Annotated in this window: 14 protein-coding genes; 2 read left to right on the top strand and 12 right to left on the bottom strand. The window is 59.8% G+C overall.

Translation table 11 applies throughout. The features are described 5' to 3' along the window. Positions 1–247: 247 nt before the first annotated feature. The 8 genes from yqfD to O9H32_RS04400 form a co-directional block, all read right to left on the bottom strand. Positions 248–1,447 (bottom strand): sporulation protein YqfD, encoded by a 1,200-nt coding sequence (yqfD, locus tag O9H32_RS04435; protein ID WP_269864655.1) that lies wholly within the window; start codon positions 1,445–1,447, stop codon positions 248–250. A gap of 20 nt (positions 1,448–1,467) precedes the next feature. Beyond that, positions 1,468–1,746: a sporulation protein YqfC gene (gene yqfC / locus O9H32_RS04430; protein WP_269864654.1), complete on the bottom strand. Its 279-nt coding sequence runs from the start codon at positions 1,744–1,746 to the stop codon at positions 1,468–1,470. A 343-nt stretch (positions 1,747–2,089) separates the two neighbouring features. Beyond that, positions 2,090–2,572, bottom strand: a complete 483-nt coding sequence (locus O9H32_RS04425; RefSeq protein ID WP_269864653.1) for a hypothetical protein — start codon at positions 2,570–2,572, stop codon at positions 2,090–2,092. 35 nt (positions 2,573–2,607) lie between these two features. Further along, a complete protein-coding gene (gene floA / locus O9H32_RS04420) occupies positions 2,608–3,600 on the bottom strand; it encodes a flotillin-like protein FloA (RefSeq protein ID WP_269864652.1) in 993 nt (330 codons plus the stop codon). Positions 3,601–3,623: 23 nt separating this feature from the next. Continuing rightward, complete coding sequence (locus O9H32_RS04415; protein ID WP_269864651.1) at positions 3,624–5,033, bottom strand: NfeD family protein; 1,410 nt, start codon at positions 5,031–5,033, stop codon at positions 3,624–3,626. Positions 5,034–5,163: 130 nt separating this feature from the next. Next, positions 5,164–5,607, bottom strand: coding sequence for a GatB/YqeY domain-containing protein (locus tag O9H32_RS04410; protein WP_269864650.1), 444 nt, complete (start codon positions 5,605–5,607; stop codon positions 5,164–5,166). 14 nt (positions 5,608–5,621) lie between these two features. Beyond that, positions 5,622–5,795: a 30S ribosomal protein S21 gene (gene rpsU / locus O9H32_RS04405; protein WP_010491812.1), complete on the bottom strand. Its 174-nt coding sequence runs from the start codon at positions 5,793–5,795 to the stop codon at positions 5,622–5,624. A gap of 123 nt (positions 5,796–5,918) precedes the next feature. Then, entirely contained in the window at positions 5,919–6,260 is a 342-nt protein-coding gene (locus O9H32_RS04400) for a histidine triad nucleotide-binding protein (RefSeq protein WP_269864648.1), read from the bottom strand. Positions 6,261–6,568: 308 nt separating this feature from the next. Between O9H32_RS04400 and O9H32_RS04395 the strand changes: the two genes are divergently transcribed. Then, on the top strand, positions 6,569–8,494 hold the full coding sequence (locus O9H32_RS04395) for an FAD-dependent oxidoreductase (protein WP_269864647.1): 1,926 nt from the start codon (positions 6,569–6,571) through the stop codon (positions 8,492–8,494). A gap of 169 nt (positions 8,495–8,663) precedes the next feature. Here O9H32_RS04395 and O9H32_RS04390 read toward each other — a convergent pair whose 3' ends face one another. The 3 genes from O9H32_RS04390 to addB all read right to left on the bottom strand — a co-directional run bounded on the left by O9H32_RS04390 (position 8,664) and on the right by addB (position 18,916). Further along, on the bottom strand, positions 8,664–10,856 hold the full coding sequence (locus tag O9H32_RS04390; protein ID WP_269864646.1) for a stalk domain-containing protein: 2,193 nt from the start codon (positions 10,854–10,856) through the stop codon (positions 8,664–8,666). 141 nt (positions 10,857–10,997) lie between these two features. After that, complete coding sequence (gene addA, locus O9H32_RS04385; protein WP_269864645.1) at positions 10,998–15,170, bottom strand: helicase-exonuclease AddAB subunit AddA; 4,173 nt, start codon at positions 15,168–15,170, stop codon at positions 10,998–11,000. Beyond that, on the bottom strand, positions 15,167–18,916 hold the full coding sequence (gene addB / locus O9H32_RS04380) for a helicase-exonuclease AddAB subunit AddB (RefSeq protein ID WP_269864644.1): 3,750 nt from the start codon (positions 18,914–18,916) through the stop codon (positions 15,167–15,169). The genes addA and addB overlap by 4 nt, the downstream gene beginning before the upstream one ends. 346 nt (positions 18,917–19,262) lie before the next feature. Here addB and O9H32_RS04375 point away from each other — a divergent pair, with 346 nt between their 5' ends. Next, positions 19,263–20,144, top strand: a complete 882-nt coding sequence (locus tag O9H32_RS04375) for a HEAT repeat domain-containing protein (RefSeq protein ID WP_269864643.1) — start codon at positions 19,263–19,265, stop codon at positions 20,142–20,144. A gap of 459 nt (positions 20,145–20,603) precedes the next feature. On the opposite strand, the gene O9H32_RS04370 is transcribed toward O9H32_RS04375, so the two are convergent. Further along, the gene (locus O9H32_RS04370) at positions 20,604–21,188 is read right to left on the bottom strand and encodes a nitroreductase family protein (RefSeq protein ID WP_269864642.1); all 585 of its coding nucleotides are present in this window, start codon (positions 21,186–21,188) and stop codon (positions 20,604–20,606) included. Positions 21,189–21,208: the final 20 nt, after the last annotated feature.

Genomic DNA, 21,208 nt, shown 5'->3' with positions numbered 1-21,208 from the left:
GTAATCTCTCCTCCGGGTTTATGGCGCGGTGAAAAGAGATTCGTGTCCAGAGGCCCCGTTACGCTGCGAACGGGGAATGTTTGCCTGCGGCCGCTCTTGAATTCGAATTCTTCTTATCCGGCTATATACCAGGGTAAGAATTCGAATTCAAAGGCGGCCCGTAACCTCTCCGGCAAACATACCCTATCTCCGCCTAACGGCAAGGACACGAAAAACTTTACACCCCGAAACCTCTTCGCTGTATTGGTTATGGAACGATCGGCTGTTCGGCCACGATAGGCTGTTCAGCCGCGATAAGCTCTTCCACTTCAAGATGTACTTCCATATAAACTTTACCATTCTCCGCCTTTTCATGCAAAATTTTTTCGCCTACGATCCGCGCTTCCGGGCCAGCTTCCGCCAAAATTTGACCCTTGGCCTGCTCGAGCCCGATCGCCGATGCTTCCTTCGGATCCACCGGCTGCTCGATATAATTCACCTCCATCAGCTTCTCCTTCAGCCAGCCGACAGGAAGGGCAAAATTGCGCCAGGAGAGCGTCTTCCGCTCGGGGAGGGTCTCATACTGCTCGAAGGGCAGCTTGCCGTATCCGTACACCTGCAGCCCCCGGGTGCCGAGGACCAGGTAGGAGCGGGTCTTCGTTTCTCCTGTATATACTTTATAGCGCTGGGTGAGCGGCACTTCCACCGTCGGCTTGTACCACACGAGCCCCTTCACCTTGCCGGCCGCCACGACGGTCTGCTGGTTCGTCTCGTCCCCGAGAATCCCCGAGATGAGAATATCGCCCTTGCGCACATAAGTATTCACCTTAACGGCCGGACGGCCCTTCTCCGCAAAAATGTGGGTCACCATCGCATTCTTCGATGCGACGAGATGCCGAGGATTCATCAGCGGCTTCGCCTCGGGCACCGTAGCCTCCACGACCTTGATGATAACGTGGGTACCCTTGATTTCCACCCCGATCCACGCCGCCCCCGGCAGCTGCCCCTGCAGGCTCCGGGAGAGCTCTACGGGCTCCCTGAGCCGGTACTTCCACTGCATGGTCCGGATTCCTTGAGCCTTGGCCGCCGCCAGGATTTGTTCAGTTGAGATCTTCTCATTCCCCTCCACGCTCACTCTCCACACCATAGAGGACAGCAGGTACACCCCGATTACAAACCCCAGCAGCCCAATGGCAAAAAACTTCCTCCGCTCCAGCTTGTCCAGCAGAAAGGGAACTCCGTGACGCTCCCGCACACGCACCCGGCAGCCTGTCTCTTTGAGCAGCCGGCGAAGGCGAAAAAAATCAGGCAGCGTCAGGCAGAGCGTCGCCTGGCCCTCAGCCGTAATCCGGATGTCCCACATGGACATCCGCCGCTCCGTCATACGGTTCAGCAGCCCCTCGAGCTGCCTCCCCCTGACTTCAACCACCACAAAACCGCGTATGCGCTGAATCATCGAAGATTTCACGGCTTTCCGCCCCTTTCCGCCTACGGAATATATTTGACATCCTGAATGAGCCCTTCAACGAAAACTTCCTCCGACAGAATCGCGCGGATCACCAGATCCGACCCATATACTTCGAGCCTCCCCTTGGAGAGAGCCAGCTTCAAAAGATCACTCGAAAAATGCAGCACCCCGCGGTGATTCTCGATGTACAGCTGCATATTGCCGATCATCGTCATGCGGGGGAGGTCCATGACCACGTCTTGAGGCAGGTCGAGCAGTTTGGCAGTAAATTGATTGAGCCGGCGGGTCAGAGAGCGCATGGGTAACCTCCTCCTGAAGGTTTTCTGGAAGAAAACCACTGCGTAAGCATAAGCTCTAAGTTTTTCCCGAGGGGAAAACGACTTCGAAAGCATAAGCTCGTTCAAGCCTTCATTAGCAGCCACTTTGACTAAAGCAACCCCCGCCGCAGTCGGTTCCGTTCCAAGGAAACAGATTCCAGCTTCCGCAGCATTCCATAGGCACATACCGGGGGCTATTTACACCATATGCCCGCGGCTGGGAATTATGCCCTGACCGCTTCCCGTCAGGCCCGCGCACAGCAAAAAAAGCCCTGCTCCCGACCCGGTAAGGGGTCGACAACAGAGCTTATGCTGCAAAAATCGGCTAGCGCCGGTAGGGGCGCTTCGCCCGCGGCGGACCGAGAATCTCGGCCCACAACAGCCCGCGGGCGGCGTCCTGCGGCTTCAGCCGTAAGAGCCCGCCGCCCGCGTCCGCAGCGGCTCCCGAAGGGCGCGCAGGCGCCCTGGGGGCCTCCACGGCCGTGGCTGGCGGCTCCTGCCGACGGAGCGTCCGGGCTTCGCTTGGCGCAGGCTCTGGCCGGTGGTCCGGCATCGCCTGCCGGACCGGGCGGGCTGCTGCCGCCGGACGGCCTGACGGGCCAGAGCTGCCCTGCTGCGCCTCCGGCGGAGCAGAAGGCCTCGCAGGCCAGCCACCCTCGCCTCCGCCTCCGAACGGCGGCATGGACCGCTTAGGCGCAGCCGAGCCGCCCTCTCCGCCTCCGCGCGCTTTGCGCAGGAAGGCGGTCACAACAATATAGCCGATCACGACAATAAACCAGTTGCTGAGCAAAAATTCAACTACCCTCACCCGGGATCACACCCTTTCCCTAGCCCAGCGAAAACTCAGGCATCCTCGCCGTCTTTGCCCGGCTCGTTCATGCGGCCGAGGCTCGAACGCATTTGGGTATCCGCATCGATATTTTTAAGATTCATGTAATCCATGACGCCCATCTTGCCTTCGCGCAGCGCTTCAGCCATCGCCAGAGGCACTTCGGACTCCGCCTCGACGACCTTCGCCTTCATCTCGACGACACGGGCCTTCATCTCCTGTTCCTGCGCAACCGCCATGGCGCGGCGTTCTTCCGCCTTGGCCTGTGCGATCCGCTTGTCGGCTTCGGCCTGCTCGGTCTGCAGGTGGGCGCCGATGTTCTTACCTACGTCCACATCCGCAATATCGATCGACAGGATTTCAAAAGCCGTCCCGGCGTCGAGCCCTTTACCAAGAACTGTCCGCGAGATGAGGTCCGGGTTCTCGAGCACCTCTTTATGCGAAGCGGCCGACCCGACCGTCGTCACAATCCCTTCGCCAACCCGGGCGATAATCGTCTCTTCCCCCGCACCGCCGACCAGTCGTTCGATATTCGCACGGACCGTAACCCGTGCGATGACTTTGACCTCGATCCCGTCTTTGGCCACGGCCGATACGGTAGGCGTCTCGATCACTTTGGGGTTGACGCTCATCTGTACAGCCTGCAGCACGTCCCGGCCTGCCAGGTCAATGGCGGCAGCCCGCTCGAATTCCAGGTGGATATTCGCCCGATGGGCCGCAATCAGCGCGTTCACGACACGATCCACGTTCCCGCCCGCCAGAAAGTGGCTCTCGAGCTGGTTGATCGTAAGCCCCAGGCCCGCCTTCGTCGCCTTGATCATCGGATTAACGATCCGGCTCGGAAGAACGCGGCGCAGCCGCATCGCCACAAGGGTAATCATGCCGACTCGAACGCCTGACGCCTGCGCCGAGATCCACAGCATCACTGGTACGAAAGTAAAGAACACCGACAGCACGATGACCGCCAGCGCAGCCAGAAGCAGAAGTGTAATGAGAGATCCGTCCATATAGTTTCCTCCTAAAAATAAGGTTAAAGCCTGTTGTTCTGTGCTTCTCTGTGCTCTTTCACCACGACCCGGGCCCCTTCCACCTGTGTGACGATCAACAGGCTGCCCGCAGGCATGAACTCGCCCTGCGTCACCACATCCACCCGTTCCTCCCCGAACTGTGCCGTACCGGACGGTCTCAGCGAAGTTAGGGATCTGCCTGTCGCGCCCAGCAGATCTTCACGGCGGTTCGCAGACACATAACCCTGCTCCGTGGTCAGGCGCTCGCTCAGAATAAACCGGTTCCACACGCCCCTTCGGCGGAAGATCCAGATGACAACCCCCGCCACCACCAGCGCGACGATGGAGGCGGCCCCGAGATTCCATACGGCCTGCCTCGTGTTGTAGGCGGCCATGACCACACCACTGACCAGGGCGGCGGCACCAAGCAGACCAAGGATGCCGAACGAGGAGACGAAAATTTCGGCCACCAAGAGCAGAATCCCCGCGGCGAATAAGGCCATTTCCTCAAACCCGGCAAAGCCCGCTATATAATGTCCGAAGAAATAAAGACCGAAGCCGAGCAGACCGAGCAATCCCGGAACCCCGAAGCCCGGCACAAACAGTTCAATCAGGATGCCGGCAATGCCCACCATGAGCAGGAGCGACGCGATCCAGGGTTCGGTTACGAAGCGGGCTACGCGCTCCGCAAGACTCGGCTCCAGATTCACCAGCGGATGACCGCTCCCCCCCATCAAAGCAGCGACCGAATCCAAGTCGGCAGCTACCGCCTCCGCATACCCCACCTTGACGGCCTCGTCGGCAGTGAGAGTCAGAATCTGCCCTTTGGGTACGGATCGCCCGATCTGCGGCAGGTCGACGCCGGCATTCTTATCGACCATGGCCTCCGCAATCGCCGGACTTCGGCCCCGTAGTTCCGCCGCCCCCTTCATCAGGCCGGACCAAGCGGAAATGATCTTGATATTCTCGATTTCGTTGCCCGCCCCGTCCACTACGGCAGCAGCTCCCATAGAGCTTCCCGGCTCCATAGCGATCTTACCCGCATTCAGCGCAATGTAGCTTCCAGCCGACAACGCCTTGCCTCTGACATACGCAATCGTGGGAACCGGGCTGTTTTTCACGAGCTCGCCGATCGCCTGCGCCGAATCGACCCTTCCTCCGAACGTATCGAGGTCGAGTATGATCGTATGCGCATTCATTTCCTCCGCTTCCCGGAACGCACGCTCCAAAAAGGCCTGCAACCCCGATTCCACGCTTTGATGTACGGGAATCACAACGACCGGCGAAGCCTGCGGGGTAGAGGAAGCCGCAGAAGCGTCAGCCTCCGCCGCGCCGACCGGCAGCCCCAGCAGGAACGGGAGCAGCAGCAGCATTACCGCAAGCCTGCAGAAGCCCTGGGCGCCCAACGAGCGGCCTTGCTTTCGATTCACCATGGGTATCCTCCTTTGCACGCGAATACGGCCGTATCCGTCTGTACCGAATAGTACGCAGTCCGGCGGAAATCGATTCACGCCCCCAAGAAAAAAAGAAAAACACCCCGCTACCGGAGTGTTTTTCACTGTGTTAGGACAATAATGCTTGAACGAAACCGTTGACCACTTTCCCGTCAGCCCGTCCTTTTACCTTTGGCATCAAAGCGCCCATGACCTTACCCATATCCGCCTTTGAAGAAGCTCCCACTTCTTGGATGGTCTGCTGTACAATGGCTTTAACTTCCTCATCAGATAGCTGTTGCGGCATGTAGTCCATGAGAATGGCGACTTCTGCTTTCAGGCTTTCGGCCAAATCTTCACGGCCGGCTTTCTCAAATTCTTGGAGGGAATCTTTGCGCTGTTTGATCTCGCGATTCAGAACGTCAAGCACTTCTTGGTCATCTAAGGTTTTGCGCGTATCTATCTCGATATTCTTGATAGCTGCCCGAACCATACGGATTACGGAGAGTTTAAACTTGTCTTGACTCTTCATCGCAAGCTTCATGTCGTCATTTAATCTGTCGCTTAAGCTCATCGATTAAAAGCCTCCTAGAACTTTCTCTTGCGAGCAGCCTCTGACTTCTTCTTGCGCTTCACGCTTGGCTTCTCGTAATGCTTGCGTTTCTTAACCTCCGCCAACACGCCATCTTTAGCGATGGAACGCTTAAAGCGGCGAAGTGCAGCATCTATAGTTTCGTTCTTGCGAACTCGAGTTTCTGACACCAGTTTTCCCTCCCTCCGAACAGACCGTCCAAGACAACAAAAGACATTCATCAAACTTCATTATAGGGGAAACAGAATCTAGGTGTCAACCCAATATCGGAAACTTACGGAAGTTTCTGCCCATCAGGCCAGTAAGCCCCCTAAATTTTGACCGCCCAGCAGGTGATAATGCAGGTGGAACACCAGCTGGCCCGCGTCTTTCCCGCAGTTGTTGACAAGACGATACCCCGATTCCGCAACCCCCTGCTCTCTGGCGATCGCCTGGGCCGCGCGCTGCACTTCCCCAAGCAAAGGCCAATCCCCTTCCCCGACATCGTTCATTGATGAAATATGCTTCTTGGGGATGATGAGGATATGTACGGGTGCCGCAGGCTGGATGTCATGAAATGCGACTACCTGCTCGTTCTCGAACACCTTCTTGGATGGAATGGTGCCTTCGACGATTTTACAAAAAATGCAATCCACTACGGGGGCCTCCTCATCTTCAGTATGCCTTATCTTCTCAACTATACCTGAAATTCCGAAAAAAGAAAATGGATGCGGAAAACAAAAAACAGACCGGCAGTATAAAATGTAATGAACAGAATCCAATCCATTCAAAGGACATCGGAGTCCGGATTGAAAATTCGGGTGCAGGGCCCATGTATCCCCCCTCCTTTCGCCTCTTATTCAGGAAACTGCGATCCCAATCTAGACTAACGGTCTAAGAATAGAATATACTACAAGGAGCACCGCTGAAAGGCCGGCTGCCGGCCTTCGAAGGAGGATCCGCCTTGAACCGTTTTATGCGTGCGGCGACGCGGAAGAAGCGTGACTATCTCATGGAAGTGGCCCTGGAGCTCTTTATCGAGAAAGGGTATGAACAGGTTTCCGTGGATGATATCATCGCGGCAACCCGCACCTCGAAGGGCACATTTTATCACTATTTTAAAGGCAAAGATGAAATATTAAGAGAAATTCCGCGGAAGCAAACCGAGATCATCGAAGCCTGGTCTGCCCGCAAACCATCCGAAGTGCAATCGCTCGAAAGCCATGTCAACCGCCTGATGCTCGATCTCGCGGAGGCGGCAAGCGCCTCGCCCCGGCTGATTCGCAGCTGGCTGGCCTTGTCCCTGCAGAATGACGGGCTGAAGACCGCCATGGAGGAATGGAGGCGCCACCTGCACGGAAGCCTTCAGCGCTGGCTTCCGGACCAAGGAAGAGCGCATATGCTCGTTACCGTCTATTTCGGTATCTTGATCGAATGGTGTGCCGCCGAAGACGGACCGCCGCTGCAGAGCCGGATGCAGGAAGGGCTGGCATGGACTTGGCACGGCATCCGCAGCCGAACCGGGGGCGCCCCCTTGTGGACAGAACCAGAACGAAAGGGAGAACAACTTATGAAAGTGGCTATAATCGGTGGAGGGCTGGCGGGTTTGACGGCCGCCGCATACTTGTCTGAGCATCCCGGGGTGGAAGGCGTCCTGTTTGAGCGCAGCCCGCAGCTCGGAGGAAGGGCCTTCACATACGAAAAAGCAGGCTTCACCCTGAACTACGGCGCCCACGCCATCTACGGCATCGACCGCCATTCCATCAGCGAGATGGAGCGCGAGCTCGGCATGTCGTTCAGCTCCAAGCAGGTCGACAAACGGAAGGTTATGTACGCTAAGCACGGGGATCTTACTCCGGCCCCGCTGGACTTCGTTAATCTGATGCGGACCGACCTGCTGAATCCGATGCAGAAGGTTCGTTTTGTCGGCGAGATCACGGCCATTATCGCCAACATCCATACGCTGCGCAATTACGATACGCTTGGTGATTATCTCGCCCAGTCCGACGCCGACGAGGACGTCAAGGAACTGTGGGAGCATCTCGTGTGCTCCAACTTCTTCATTGCGCCGGAGGAGGCACGCAAGGTGCGCGGCGCCGTAATCAGCGAATATTACCACAATCTCTTCCTGTCGATGAGACCCGTGAATTATATTCTCGGCAGCTGGGCGGTCATTACGAACCAGCTCAAGCAGAAGATCTCCCTCGGTGGACGCTGGAATCTTGCCCTGCAGGAAGGCGTAGACGGAATCCGCTATGCGGACCGTAAATTCCACCTGTCGACCAAGAACCGCGAAGAGGCATTCGACCGAGTGATCTTCGCGATGCCCGTGCAGCAGGTCGTCAAGCTGCTCAACGGAACCCCGTGGGAACCGTTCCTCGCTCCCTACGAGGACAACACGGCGACGGAAGTCATGGTCTATGACATCGGCCTAAAGCATGTCGTTGCCCGCCCGTTCAGCTATATCAGCGACATGGACAACAAGCTCTTCATCAGCGACGTATCAGCTACGGACCATACGTTGGTGCCGCCGGGCGGCCAGCTGCTGCAGGGAATCGCATATCTCAGCGACAAGTTCGAAGGCGATGCCGAGCGCAAAGCTTACCTGGACGATAAGACCAAGCAGATGGAGGCGCTGTTCGACCAGTATTATCCCGGCTGGCGCGAGGCGACAGAAGTCAAACGCGTCTCCAAGAAAGCCATGGTAGCCTCTGTCAAGAACATTGCCGACAACCGGCTGCTTCCGGGCCGAGTGGAGAATGTGCCGTTCTACTTCTGCGGAGACGGCTGCGAAGGCAAAGGCGAGCTGGCCGAACGCGCCTTCTCCAGTGCGCGGAATGCGGCCAAAGCGATCTTGGGCGAGCTTCCGGCCACCGCGGAACACAGGTAAGCCCTTGGCTTGAGACGAGAATGCGCAGAAACTTGCAGCGCATTCTCTATAACCCAAAAACTCCACGATTGTCCCGCCCAAGCGGAACATACGTGGAGTTTTTTGGGTTATGCAGCCGCCTCTGCCGTCAAGCTTGCTTCCGGCTCGCTGCGCGTGAAGCGGTCTGCCGCTATATCCAGCCGCCGATAAGATCAGCCAGGCGGGAGGCTTGGCGCTTCAGCCAAACGTACCATCCCGACGGCTTCGACTCTGAGGCCGCAGGCTGATCTGCCGGAGCATATTCCTCATAAGCGAGCACCTGCTGCTCAGCGGCTTCCGTCTTCGCAGACAGCGCGCCCGCGGAAGTCCGGATATCGACCGTTCTCGTGCCGCCATCCCATTTCACTTCCGCTCCGAAGGCTTCCGAGACAAAGCGTGCCGGCACCATCGTATACCCGCCGACCAGCTGTGCCGGAACTTCCAGAGAGAACATCTCGCTGTTCCGCCGGGCTGTGCTGCTGCCGATGGCAATGGATACCTTCGTGCCGCCCTTCACGGCAGTCGCCGTCTTCGTGGCCGCGTCCCAGCTCACTTCGGCGCCCATGGACTCGAAGATCGCCCGAAGCGGCGTCAGCGTACTGCCGTCCCGAATGACCGGGGGCTGTTCGAACGCGAGCTCCTTCCCGTCCACCTTGACGGCTACGCCGGAAGTAATGCCGAACGATTTCTCCGCCCGTTTCACCCCGTCCCGGTTATAGACCGCGATCTTCAGGACCGATCCTTCCGGTACGCTTCCAGCCGCCAATTCGATGGCAAAAGGTGGAGCCGTCTGGGTATCCAGGAGCTGTCCGTTTAGAGCATATTCCACTTTACCGATATACACTTCCGGAATTTTGACGAACGGCACGATCCGGGTCCCCTGGGTGAACGGAACGTCAGCGGAAAGCGGCACGTAGCCCGTCCGGTCCGCAGGGACCGCCGCATTCTCTACCTTGCTCAAGAAGCGCTGGGGAGCGATCAAGCGGGTGTAGAGCTTCATCATCGCGTCGTTGTCCCGCAGCAGGTAATTGTTTTTGGATTCGGTCAGCTCCAGATTCACGTTAAAGTAAGTGATCGACTTCAGCCGCGGGTATTTGGCCGGGAGAATGTCGTACACCCGCTGCAGATTCAGCAGACCGTAATCCGTGAACGACTCCTGCGGAATGTTCGCATAGTGGGACACGGCCGTCTCGCTGATCATTAGCGGCTTCCGGGCCGCATACGTCTTGTACAAATAATCCAGCCGCTCAATCGGGGAGGTCGCCTGCATGTTGCCCTGCTTCGGATCGCCGTTCTCATAGGGTTCGTTATAAGTGCTGACACCAACCCAATCCACGTAGGCATCGCCGGGATAATAGGTATCCATGGAATACATCGGCACTTCGCCGGGGCTCCAGACCATCGCCACGTTCGGCGCTTCCTGCGCCATGATGTCGTGGACCATACGGAACTTCTCAATGTACTTCTTCGGATCCCCATGCCAGGCGACCCAGGGTCCGTTCATCTCGCTGGCATACCGCAGGAAGATCGGAATTCCCGCTTCCTTGGCGCCCTTCGCCCACGAGCGGACGACGCTCTCCGTCACGGTATCGAGTCCGCCGCCCGGTTCCCAGCCGATCTGCAGCGCAGCGCCGGCCTGCTTTGCCCTCTCCGCATACTGCTCCGGGAACGCGGCGGTCACCGGGGCATAAGCCAGATACAGCGCATGCTTCTTGTTATAAAACTGCTCGGATCGGTCAAAATAATTGAGCATTTGCGGATCTCGCTCGGTATACATTCCGATATATGAGCCGTAAGCCGGTTCGAATTTCTCCAGCTTGCCGCTTGCCGGGGCCGCCTGCCGCTTCAGCGCCTCCGGATCCGAGATCCGGATATAAGCTTCCACCGTCGTGCGGATCTGTTCGGCGCGCTGCAGATCTACGGCTCCCCAATCCTTGCCGGCCTTCAGCCAATACTGGTTCTCCAGCTCGTAGTACCGGATTGCCTGCTCATAGTCGCCTGCCTTGTCGAAGTACTCGTCGAGGCGTCCGGCGAAGAGCGCCGCATTCTGCCAATCGCCAAGCGCGGCATAATGGTCGGTTAAGAAGGTCCAATGCGGAACGGCCTTGGCCGGCTGGCCCTGTGCTACCGCCTGGTCGGCGGCCTGCCAGCGGTTCCAGATCGCATCCGCCTTGACCGGCGCCCCCGCGCTGAATACCGCTGTCCCCGCTACGGCCGACACCAGCATCAGCCTCAGCGCCGCAGGGCGGATCCTTTGCACCGTTCCCGACAAATCAAAAACCGGACGACCGCCGCGCCCTGCAGGCGCAGCCGGCCGGTCCGGCAGCGAATGCTTCTGTGACATACCTTGTCCCCTCCCGTAAGTGCTTGTTGTCTCTCTAGTATACAACAGCTATGCGGGAGGAGATAGGCTTATGCCATTTCCTTTACATGGTTCCCAGCTTGCGTCTGCCCCTTGTACCCGGGCGCAGCGGGACGGCAAGCCCTATAATTCCACGATATGAGCCCCGTCGAACAGAAAAATATATTTGGCCGTCACCGGCCGCTTCCAGATCTTCTCCACGGCCCGTGCATACAGCTCGAGCTGCATCTTGTACCTGCCGGCAGCCGCCTGCGGCGAGCCGCCCTTGAGCCGGTCGGTCTTATAATCGAGCAGCACCAGCCCGTCGCCTTCATCGATCAGGCAGTCGATAACCCCCTGCAGCATCACCGTCTCGTCCTCCGGAAGATCTTCTACCGAAGGATTGACGTCGGCAGCCCGCATGGCGCAGCTGAACGGCACCTCGCGGTGAATGCGCACGGCCTGCTGGAGCCGAGCACCCAGCACGCTCCCGAAGAACGAGAGAATCACGGCCGGATCCACCATATCCATCTGTGCCGGCGTCAACAGCTCCCGGGCTACCATCGCGGCCAACGTTTCCCTGATCTGTTCCTCCGTGGGAGCCGGCTTCAGCGGGATCTGCTGCATCACCGAATGGAAGACGGTGCCGCGCTCCGCCGCATTGCTCTGCTCCTGCTCCAGAAAGCGGGGCCTGCGTACAATAACCGGGCGGTAATATCCCGGGCCCGTACCGGACTCCGCAAGCTCGCCGGCCGCGATCGTCCCCTGCCTGCCGTCCGCCTCCCCCCATAGCGTGGGCGAAGGCTCCTCCGACAGCGTTTCGAGCAGCTTGTGGTGCTCGGAGAGCCGCTTGAGTTCCGTTACCGACGTCTTCGACAATACTTGGGACGCACCGGCGCCCGGATACGTCCAATCCAGCCGGCGCCATACCTCGGCTTCGTAACGCTCCGTACCTTCGACCGGTTCGTAGCGCTGCACCTGTTCCCATCGCTCCTCGCTGAAGTCCGCTTCCCCCGCCGCCGCTTGGGCCATGCCCGCGAACAAGTCTCCGCGGATCAGCCGCACATTCCATCTGGACGATTCGCCATCCAGGAACGGGCGGTGTTCAAAGTCGGTATCCGCCGCCGCACGAAGCATCTCCGCATCGGGATGCCGGATAACGGCCGGGCCGACCCAGTCGAGGTAGTTCCGCGCTTTGGCCAATGCGTCGTCGGGCAGCCGAGCGTCCTTGTGCCTCACGAACCGGGTCCACGACTTCGCCAGCTTCTCCGCCGAACGGACCGAGGCCACCAGGATCAGCTTCTCCCGGGCCCGGGTCAGGGCTACGTAGAGGACGCGCATCTCTTCGGCGAGCATCTCCATCCCGATCTTGCGCTTGATGGCAAGCCAAGGCAAGGTCGGATAGCTCACCCGGTGCTCCGTATCCGTCAGCTTCGGCCCGAAGCCCAGCTCCTTATGGAGGAGGAACGGGTCGGTAAGGTCGCGGCGGTTGAAGCCTTTGTTCAGACCGGCCACGAAGACGACAGGGAACTCCAGCCCTTTGCTCTTGTGGATCGTCATGATCCGCACGACGTCTTCCTGCTCGCCGAGCGCACGCGCCGCTCCTAGGTCTCCCCCGCTGCGCTGCATCCGCTCGATGAACCGCAGAAAACGGAACAGCCCGCGGAACGAGGTGTTCTCGTACTGTCTGGCGCGGTCATAGAGCGCTCGCAGGTTCGCCTGGCGCTGCCCGCCTCCGGGAAGGCCCCCGACAAAATCGAGAACCTTCGTCTCCCGGTAGATCCGCCAGATGAGATCCGCTACGGAGCCCTGCTGCGCAAAGGCTCTCCAGGTACGCAGCCGGCCCAGGAAGTGCAACAGCTTCGCCTGCAGTTCCTCCCTGCGGGCAAATCCGCCGTCCTGCTCGCAGGGAGGCTCTTCATTGAAATCCAAACGAGTAGGAAGGGGAGTCTCCGAATCCGAACGGGTCAGATCCGAGCGGGCCGAGTCCAAACGCTTCGAATCCGAAGCGGAAGCCGGATACGGTGCGTCCTCCCCGCTTTCCGATGCTGCAGCAGACAGGAGGCTGCCGGAAGCGCCGACGACAGATTCGCCTGCCGGCGGTATGCCAGTTGTCCCCGCTGCCTCTTCATCAGCAGCAGGCTTCGCCGCCCCCTCTGCATCCAGAGTCTCCTGCCTCGCATAAGCCCGCACCGCATCGTAGAAGGATCCGTGAGGACGGCAGATCCGGATATGGGCCAGTTCTTCGTCCTCAAGCCCTGCGATCGGCGAACGGAGCACCGACGCGAGTGGAATGTCCTGATACGGGTTGTCGATGATCTGCAGGAGGGAGAGGAGCATCTGCACTTCGACCGCCGTAAAGTAGCCTGTATTCAGTTCGGCATAAGCGGGAATACCGAGTCCCCTGAGCTCCTCGATAAGCACCGGCCCCCACTGCTGCGTGGCACGCAGCAGGATAACGATATCGCGGAAAGCGACGTCGCGGGTGCCTTGGCTGCCCTTATCATACACCTGCAGTTTCTTACCGCCGTCCATAGCCATCATGTGACGGATCCGCTGCGCGATGTACCGGGCTTCGAGCTGGACCGCTTCCAGCTCTGCCGCCTCAGCCGCGAGATCATCGGCGGCGGCGCCTTCTTCTTTGCCCGGTCGTTCCGCTTCGTCTCCCCCGGCATCACCAGCACTCTCGCCCGCGGACCGGTCGATGAGCACCAGATCCGCTGAGAAATCTTCGCTGCCCGGCGCGGGATCCGGATATCCTGCCCCATAGGCCAGCTCCGCCCGCTCGTCGTAATCGATCTCTCCGACCCCTTCGCTCATCAGCTGGCGGAAAATGTAATTCGTTCCGTCCACCACCTGACGGCGGCTGCGGAAGTTGCGGGCGAGGTCAATCCGCTGTCCGGGCTGCGTGCCGTCCAGCAGGTAGCTCTTGTACTTCTCCTGGAACAAGCCGGGCTCCGCCAGACGGAAGCGGTAGATGCTCTGCTTCACGTCTCCGACCATGAACCGGTTGCCCGGGGTCTCGCGTGCAATCAGTTCGACGATCGCCTCCTGCACCCGGTTCGTGTCCTGGTACTCGTCGAGGAGCACTTCCACGAACTGCTCCCTGTATTCCAGAGCGGCAGCCGAAGGCGTCAATCCGCCGGGACCAGCTCCTTCGCCGCACAGGATGCGCAGACAATAGTGCTCGAGATCGGCAAAATCGACAAGCCCTTTGGCCAGCTTCGCCTTGCGGAACCGCCCGCCGAACTCCAGCACCACGTCCACCAGCAGCTTCATCAGCGGAGCCACGGTCCGCAGCTCGGCGGCGTACTGTTCCGGCGTACGGGAGAACAACTCTTCCTTCAGATCGGCGATTCGGTCCTTCGCTTCCCCGCGAAGCTCCTTCACGCGCTCCTGGAGTTCCTTGTCGTAGCCGTCGCCTTTGCAGGCCTTGAGCTTGCCAAAAGACGCCATCTGAAACGCCTCATACAGCTCTGCCCAAGACGAGGCCTCCGCCTTCCCGCGAAGACCCCGGACTACGGCCAGGTCGTCCTGCAGATTGGCAAGATACGGATCCGGTCCCGACGGCAGCATCGCCGTCTCTTCGGCCTCCTCCAGCAGCGCCTGCGCCCCCTGCAGCTCCACGCGCAGGTAAGCCTTCAGACTGGACACCCATGGGTTCTCTTCCGTAAGCTCTGCGCTTGTGAACATTGCAGCGCAGTCCTGCAGCCAATCCTCAGGCCATGGATGACTCCGCGAATCGTCGTAGAGCCGCTGGATGAGCTTGAACAATGCATCGTCGCTCTTGTCTCCGCTGAAGGAATCCGCCAGGAGCCAGAACGGATCGTCCTCCGGCGAAGCTCCGTATTTCTCCTCGAGCAGGTCTTCGAGCAGATCTTGACGCATCAGCGCCGTCTCCGTCTCGTTCGCGATCCGGAAGCCCGGATCAAGCCCCACACGCTGATAGTGCCGCTGTATGACTTCCATACAGAAGGAATGCAGCGTCGTGATCGACGCCCTCGGAATCAGCGCGAGCTGCTTGCGCAGATGCTCCGATTCGGGGTTCGCGTTCAGCGCCTTCTCCAGCGCCTCGGCAATCCGGTGCCGCATCTCGGCGGCCGCCGCCTTCGTGAACGTCGCCACGAGCAGCCGGTCGACGTCGACCGGGTCCGACTCATCAGCGATCCGGCGGATAATCCGCTCGACGAGCACCGCTGTCTTGCCGGATCCCGCTGCTGCCGCGACCAGCATCGAATGCCCGCGGACCGCGATCGCGTTCCACTGGTCGTCGGTCCATGTGCTGCCTTCCGGCTTAGGTATATAGTGAATACTCACGCTTCAGCGCCTCCATCCCCCGTACTGCCGTCTCCGATCTCCGGCAGCCCTTCTTCCGCATCCTCAGCAGCTTCTTCCAGTGGGAAGGAGAGCTGCCGGCCCTTCGCTTCCTGCGGGTCATACCCGCCTGCCGCCGGTTTGCTCCGGCCGGCTGCCGCTCCCCGGAACGAGCCCTTGCGCCTGGCTTCGTCCGCACGCCGGTTCTTCTTCGCCATGAGCTCCCAGGCCATCTCCTTGCCCATCGGGGACAGGATCCGGTATTCGTTGTCTTCGAGCTGAGGGTCGAACTGGCACACCGGCCGGAAGGAGCAGCCGCTGCAAGCCACATGGTTGCCCATCCGGTACGGATGAACGCCGATCTCGCCGTCCGTCATCGAAGTACCGATCTCCCGGATGGTGTTGCGTACGTGCTCCCGCACCGTGTCCCACTCGGCATCCGAGGCGACGGACGAGTTCTTATAGAACGACCCGTCTGCCTTGAGCGCCGCCGGCAGCAGTTCCGAATGCCCGCTTGAGCCGGCCAGGTGGTTATCCATCAGCGTGATGACTTCCGGATCCGCTTTGAGGAGGCCCCGCATTTTGAACCGCTTCTTGAGCTCCTTGTCGATCTGCTCCACCGTCAGGCCGTTCTTCACATTCAGCAGCGGGTTATGCACATGGAAGTAGAGCACGCCTGCCGGCTCCGCTTCCTTCCCGAGCCAGATTGGAGCATGGGTCAGGATGACATCCAGGTATGTCAGCATCTGCAGGGACAGCCCATAGTACACTTCCGCCATGTTCAGTGTCTTCGCGCTCGATTTGTAGTCGATGACCCGCAGCAGCGTCCCTTTGTCGGTATCCGCCCGGTCGATCCGGTCGATCCGTCCGCGCAGTTCCATCTGCACGCCGTTCGGCAGCGTATACTCGAGCGGCGGAATCTGCTGCCCGCTGCCGAAGCCGACCTCGAGGCCGATCGGCCGGAACTGGCCCCGCTTGGCATGTTCGCCGAGCATCAGGGCGGCCCGTCCGACCACCTGCTTCAGCTTACGCGCAATATACAAGTACCGCTCCGAGCTCAGAAGGATCTCCCCCTGGAGTCTCGGGGCCAGCGCATCGATCACCGCTGCCGCCCGCCGGGCGGATTCCTGCGCCGTCAGCTCATGCCAATCCATCTGCTCCCGCTCTGCCTGCTCTACAAACTGGCTGAGGGCGGCGTGGAAGAGCTGCCCCACATCCGGCGCCTCCAGGCGGAAGATCCGCCTCTCCTTGAGTCTCAGCCCGTGGGAGGAGAACTGGGAGAACGGGCAGGCCACGAAGCGTTCCATACGCGACACGCTCGTCTGGATAAGGTCCCCGTACAGCAGCCGGCTCGTCTCCGGCGACAGGGGCTGCGCGCCTCCCGTATACCGGAGCGCACCCACCATCCGCGACAGCTCCTTGGCCTTGTCGTGCTCAGGCAGCCGCGTGAACCAGTTGTACACCGACCACCATATGACGTTCATCGGAGCCCCGCGCAGCCACTGCCTAAGCTGCACCGACAGGAGTGAGAACGCTTGGCCCGGCCGTGACACATATTCCAGGTGCTCGCCCGGATGGCCTTCCGCTTCCGGGTCGTGGAGCAGCAGCCGCTCTTTGACATAGGGGAACAGCCGTTTGAGCTGGCGGATGACATCGGAAGGCAGCAGGGTTTTGCCTTCTTCGTCCGCGAGAGGATAGGAAATCCACAGCCCCTCGCTCGGCGTACAGAAGGCATAGTACATGAGGAACGATTCGTCGAGCAGCCTTCTGCGGCCGCTGTCGGCGGTTTCGAGCCCGCTTTGGGCCAAGAGCTCCCGCTCCGCTTCCGTCAGCAGTCCTTTGTCCGGCAGCTTGGCGGGCATGACACCCTCCGAAGCCCCGATCACGAACGTATGTTTGATCTTCCCGGAACGTGTGCGATCCATGCTGCCGACCAGCACCTGATCGAGCGTGGGCGGCACGAGGCCGAGCCGGATGCTCTCCAGGCCCGTCTCGAGCAGATCCGTGAACAGCTCCAACGTGACCGTCTCGTGTCCCATAAGCTCTACAAGCTGATCGAGCACGTCCATAACCCGCTCCCACACTTGTCCGTGCAGGCGCGCGGTTTCCGGTTCCCCGTCCTTCAGCGCCTTCTGGCTCCAATACTCGAGACGCTCCGGTACACCCAGCCTCACGAGAAAACCGTATAAGGTCTCCACGCGCTCCCGGACCGTTTCCCTCCTGCCCTTCTGTTTCTTGTATAATTCGCCCAGCGGAGCCGCCACCAGTCTGCGGCAGGCATTGATCCGATTCAGGAACGCTTCGTCCGCCGCCCGCGCTTCGCCTTCGTCTTCGAGAGTGGTCCGGTACGAGTAAGTCCAGTCCTTGTCCTCGGTCCACCGGCTGCCTTGAATACCGAAGGCAAGCACATAATTCTCCAGGTGATCCATCGCATGGCGGTCGATCCTGATCCCGGTCTCCGGATCCGTATCCGCGCCCGGCAGCGGCAGGAAGAAGCCTGTCTTGATGCTCCGGAACACCGCATCATACTTCCAGTGGTTGCCGCAGGCTTCCAGCGAGGAGCGGATAAGCTCGACCAATGGGTGATGCAGGATGGATCTTTTGCTGTCGAAGAAATGCGGGATGCCGTAATCCTCGAACGTCGCCTTGATGAGGTCGCAATACGACTCTACGTCGCGAAGAGAAACTGAGATGTCCCTCCATCTCAACCCCTTATCCCGGACGAGAGCGATAATATCCCGTGCGGCTCCTTCCACTTCGGCTCTCCGGCCGGCTGCCTGGGTGATGCGGACCGGCGAGCCGGCGCGCTCCAGCGGAACGACGGGGCAAGGCTGCTTGACGCGGTCTCCCCAGTGCGACTCCAGGTAAGCCAATATGGGCTGCTGCGCAAAACGAATGGGAGGAGCTGCCGGCAGCACAACAGGGTCCAGTACAGGAACCTGAGCCTCCCTCAGCCCCTCCTGCAGCTTCTGCATAGTGCGTGCCGGCAGGTGGAAGAGCTCCAGCTCGTTCAGCGGCTCGCCGGGCATGTACGGACGGTGGAGACAGAGCGTGATCTTCACCGAGCCGGCCCGCTCCCCCAGCTTCACCAGAACCGCAAGCTCCTGCGGCGTGAAGCCGTGAAAACCGTCGACCCATACTTCTGCGCCGTTCACATAAGCGGACTCAGGCAGCTGCCGGGCAAGCAGCGTCAAGTAATCTTCGCCATCCAGATAGAGCTTGGACAGTTCCGTCTCGAATTCGTGATAGACCACCTGCAGGTCGTGCAGCTTGTCCTCCAGCGACCCGCCGCCAAGCCCGCCACCGAACCGCTGTGTATAGTAGTTCTGAAGATCCTCCGGAGCCACGCAGTACCGCTTGAACTCACTGAGAATCTCGCTGAGGTTATCGATGAATCCCATCTGGTCCGCCGAAGCGTGAAACCTCCGCAGACGGTCCTTCCCTCTATGTAATATACGGTGCAGCAGCAGCTTCTTCCCGATCTCGTCGATCGGCAGGCGTGCCGTGCCCCCCACTTCCTGCATGACCCGCCAAGCCAAACGGCGGAAGCTCAGCACCTGCGCCCTCATCGTGCCGCCGAGCCCCGGTCCGTTCACCAGCGCATACTCCGTTTGAAACGTCGCTTGCTCCGGCACGAGCCAAATCACCGGAGGTCCGTCCGGCTTTTCCTCCAGCCTCTGCCTGATTTCTTCCAAGCAATACGTCGTCTTGCCGCTTCCGGCTCTCCCGATCACGAACCGATATGCCATTCCTGCACCTCGCTGCCGCTTTTTGCCCGCAGGCTAAGCTGTATTGGAATGCCCGTCCTGCCAAAAGGAGGGCTTGTTGGTATGAATATGGGCTGGCTCCGTCACGGTCTTGCGCCGTACGGTTGCCGCCCTGCTTATCATCGCTCGGCTCGGCTCGGTTCTGTATGCCAGGCTGCCGCTCCGAACGTTTATCCTTCTATTCTATCAAATCTACACCCTATCGGCATAAGGGGAGTATTGGAACCACTATGATTATATCACAAAAAAAATAATAGAGAACACTTGTTCTGTTCCGTGATTTGTTGTAAAATGCTGTTATAAGATCCTATTTGAAGGAGTGCTGAACATGTTAGCCGAACATCCCGCATTGGAAACGTTACTGACGGGTCTTACTGCCGACGGCTCTTTCTCTCCGCTGCTCTCTTATTTGGATACTACGGCCTCCCAGTTATCCGGCGTCGAACTGCGGGCCTTCAAACATAAATCGCTCCAGGCGGTCGAAACCGCACTGTGGCACCAACCGGACAAGCTTCTGAAGCTGGCCCTCCGTCTGACGGAAGAAGATAGCGAGGCCGGCCAGGAGATGGCCGTATTCCTGCTCCAGGGACAGTACGGCTGTCACCCCGAAGCCGTCTCCGCACTGCTGAAGCACCTGGCCGGCAGCCCGTATGCTCCCGTGCGCAAGTGGGCGGCCGAAGCCTGCGGCACGTTGCTCGTGAAGCACTTCGACAGCTTCTCACTCCATCTCGTCGACTGGGTTACCGACCGTGTTCCCACGGTACGCCTCTGCGCGCTGCATGCGATTCGTGCGGCCGCGAAGACCCGCCACCACAGCTGGGCCGGTACCCTCTTCGACCTTCTCGAACCTCTGCTGCGCGACACCCACCCCGACGTCAAGAAGACAATCAGCGCCCACACCCTGGGCCCCCTCCTGCTTCCCGCTTATCCGGAAGAAATTACCCACCGTCTCGCCAAATGGATCGGCAGCGCCGATTCCAATGTACGCGTGCATGCCGTATGCCTCTTCGCTTCCAGCGAAGTCTCCGCCCACTGGGACCGGTTGTCCCGTTCGTGGAAACGGCTTCTCAAGGACCCTACGCCGGCCGTACAGAAAGCCGTCCTCGCCACCTTGAAGCATGTGGAGAAACGGACGCCGGAGCGGATGCCGTCCCTGCGGATCGGCAGCGGCCTGCGGAGCACGGGTCAAAGCTGGAAGCAGGCGCTGTAGCCGTTTCTTCCGTTTCTTCCTGTTCTTGCCGGTCTGGCGTACAGGCAGGTTTGGAGTAGGCAGGTTATAGAGCATGGGCTGTATGGAAGCTGGTCAAGGCCGGCTTCCATAAGCGGAGAGCATAGCTGAGGTATAGATGGCTGCGCAACGGTCTCTAATCCTACTTGCCGCCTGCTTGTCCGTAGGAGGGGCACATGGAATCCAAAGGAGCCCCCGTCCCCCCTCCTCTCACAAGACAGTTACCAACGGTACGCCCCCCTCACTGTCTTCCTGCCGCCCTCCGGTCTGGAGTTCTCAAGCAGGTTCCACAGAGCTATGGCTCCCTCCACAATCGAAAGAAGCTTACAGCCTGCTTGAACCAAGCGCTGTAAGCTTCTTTTCATTAAGCTGCTTTTCTAAGCTTCTACTCAGAGCTTCTACTCAGAGCTTCTGCTCTAATCCCCTACTCTAGTGGAGCCATTAATCCGTGAACCATACGGTCTTTTCTTCGACGGGACGGCGCTTGCCATCCGGCGGCTGCTTCTCGGGGAAGCCGATGTACAAGAGACCGACGAGCTCTTCCCGTTCCGTCAAGGCGAAGGCTTCCTTCATCCGCGGATGATACATTGGCTCGCCGGAACGCCAGATGCCCCCCAATCCCAAGGCATGGGTCATCAGCAGCATGTTCTGCACGGCCGAATGGGTGGCTGCGAACTCTTCGATGCGGCTGACGCCCTTCGCCTCCGAGGGCGACACGGCGACCGCAATGATCACGGGAGCCCGGTAGGCCTTGGTCCCGTTCTTGCGGCGCAGTTCGTCCAGCGCCGCCGGTTCATCCGCTTTGGCCCCCTCGGCCGCAATGTCCGCATACGCATCCGCCAGGCGCTGCCGGCCGCTGCCTCTCATGACGAAGAACCGCCACGGCTCCGTACCGTGGTGGCTTGGCGCCCAATTGCCCGCTTCCAGGACCGCTTCGATCAACTCCTGCGCCACTTCTTCGCCGGTCACCCGGCCGACAGTCCGCCGTCCGCGTATCGCTTCCTCTATGCTCATGCCTGTATTCATGGTCCGCACCTCCATTGTGG

It is taken from the genome of Paenibacillus caseinilyticus (assembly GCF_027533645.1).
GTDB classification, from domain to species: domain Bacteria; phylum Bacillota; class Bacilli; order Paenibacillales; family NBRC-103111; genus Paenibacillus_G; species Paenibacillus_G caseinilyticus.
This window is presented reverse-complemented; position numbering and strand designations above follow the sequence as displayed.

What these genes read in the sequence shown, in the direction of transcription:
- yqfC (WP_269864654.1), bottom strand. Translation starts at nt 1,746, where the DNA reads ATGCGCTCTCTGACCCGCCGGCTCAATCAATTTACTGCCAAACTGCTC.
- floA (WP_269864652.1), bottom strand. Translation starts at nt 3,600, where the DNA reads ATGGACGGATCTCTCATTACACTTCTGCTTCTGGCTGCGCTGGCGGTC.
- O9H32_RS04415 (WP_269864651.1), bottom strand. Translation starts at nt 5,033, where the DNA reads ATGGTGAATCGAAAGCAAGGCCGCTCGTTGGGCGCCCAGGGCTTCTGC.
- O9H32_RS04410 (WP_269864650.1), bottom strand. Translation starts at nt 5,607, where the DNA reads ATGAGCTTAAGCGACAGATTAAATGACGACATGAAGCTTGCGATGAAG.
- O9H32_RS04390 (WP_269864646.1), bottom strand. Translation starts at nt 10,856, where the DNA reads ATGTCACAGAAGCATTCGCTGCCGGACCGGCCGGCTGCGCCTGCAGGG.
- addB (WP_269864644.1), bottom strand. Translation starts at nt 18,916, where the DNA reads ATGGCATATCGGTTCGTGATCGGGAGAGCCGGAAGCGGCAAGACGACG.
- O9H32_RS04375 (WP_269864643.1), top strand. Translation starts at nt 19,263, where the DNA reads ATGTTAGCCGAACATCCCGCATTGGAAACGTTACTGACGGGTCTTACT.
- O9H32_RS04370 (WP_269864642.1), bottom strand. Translation starts at nt 21,188, where the DNA reads ATGAATACAGGCATGAGCATAGAGGAAGCGATACGCGGACGGCGGACT.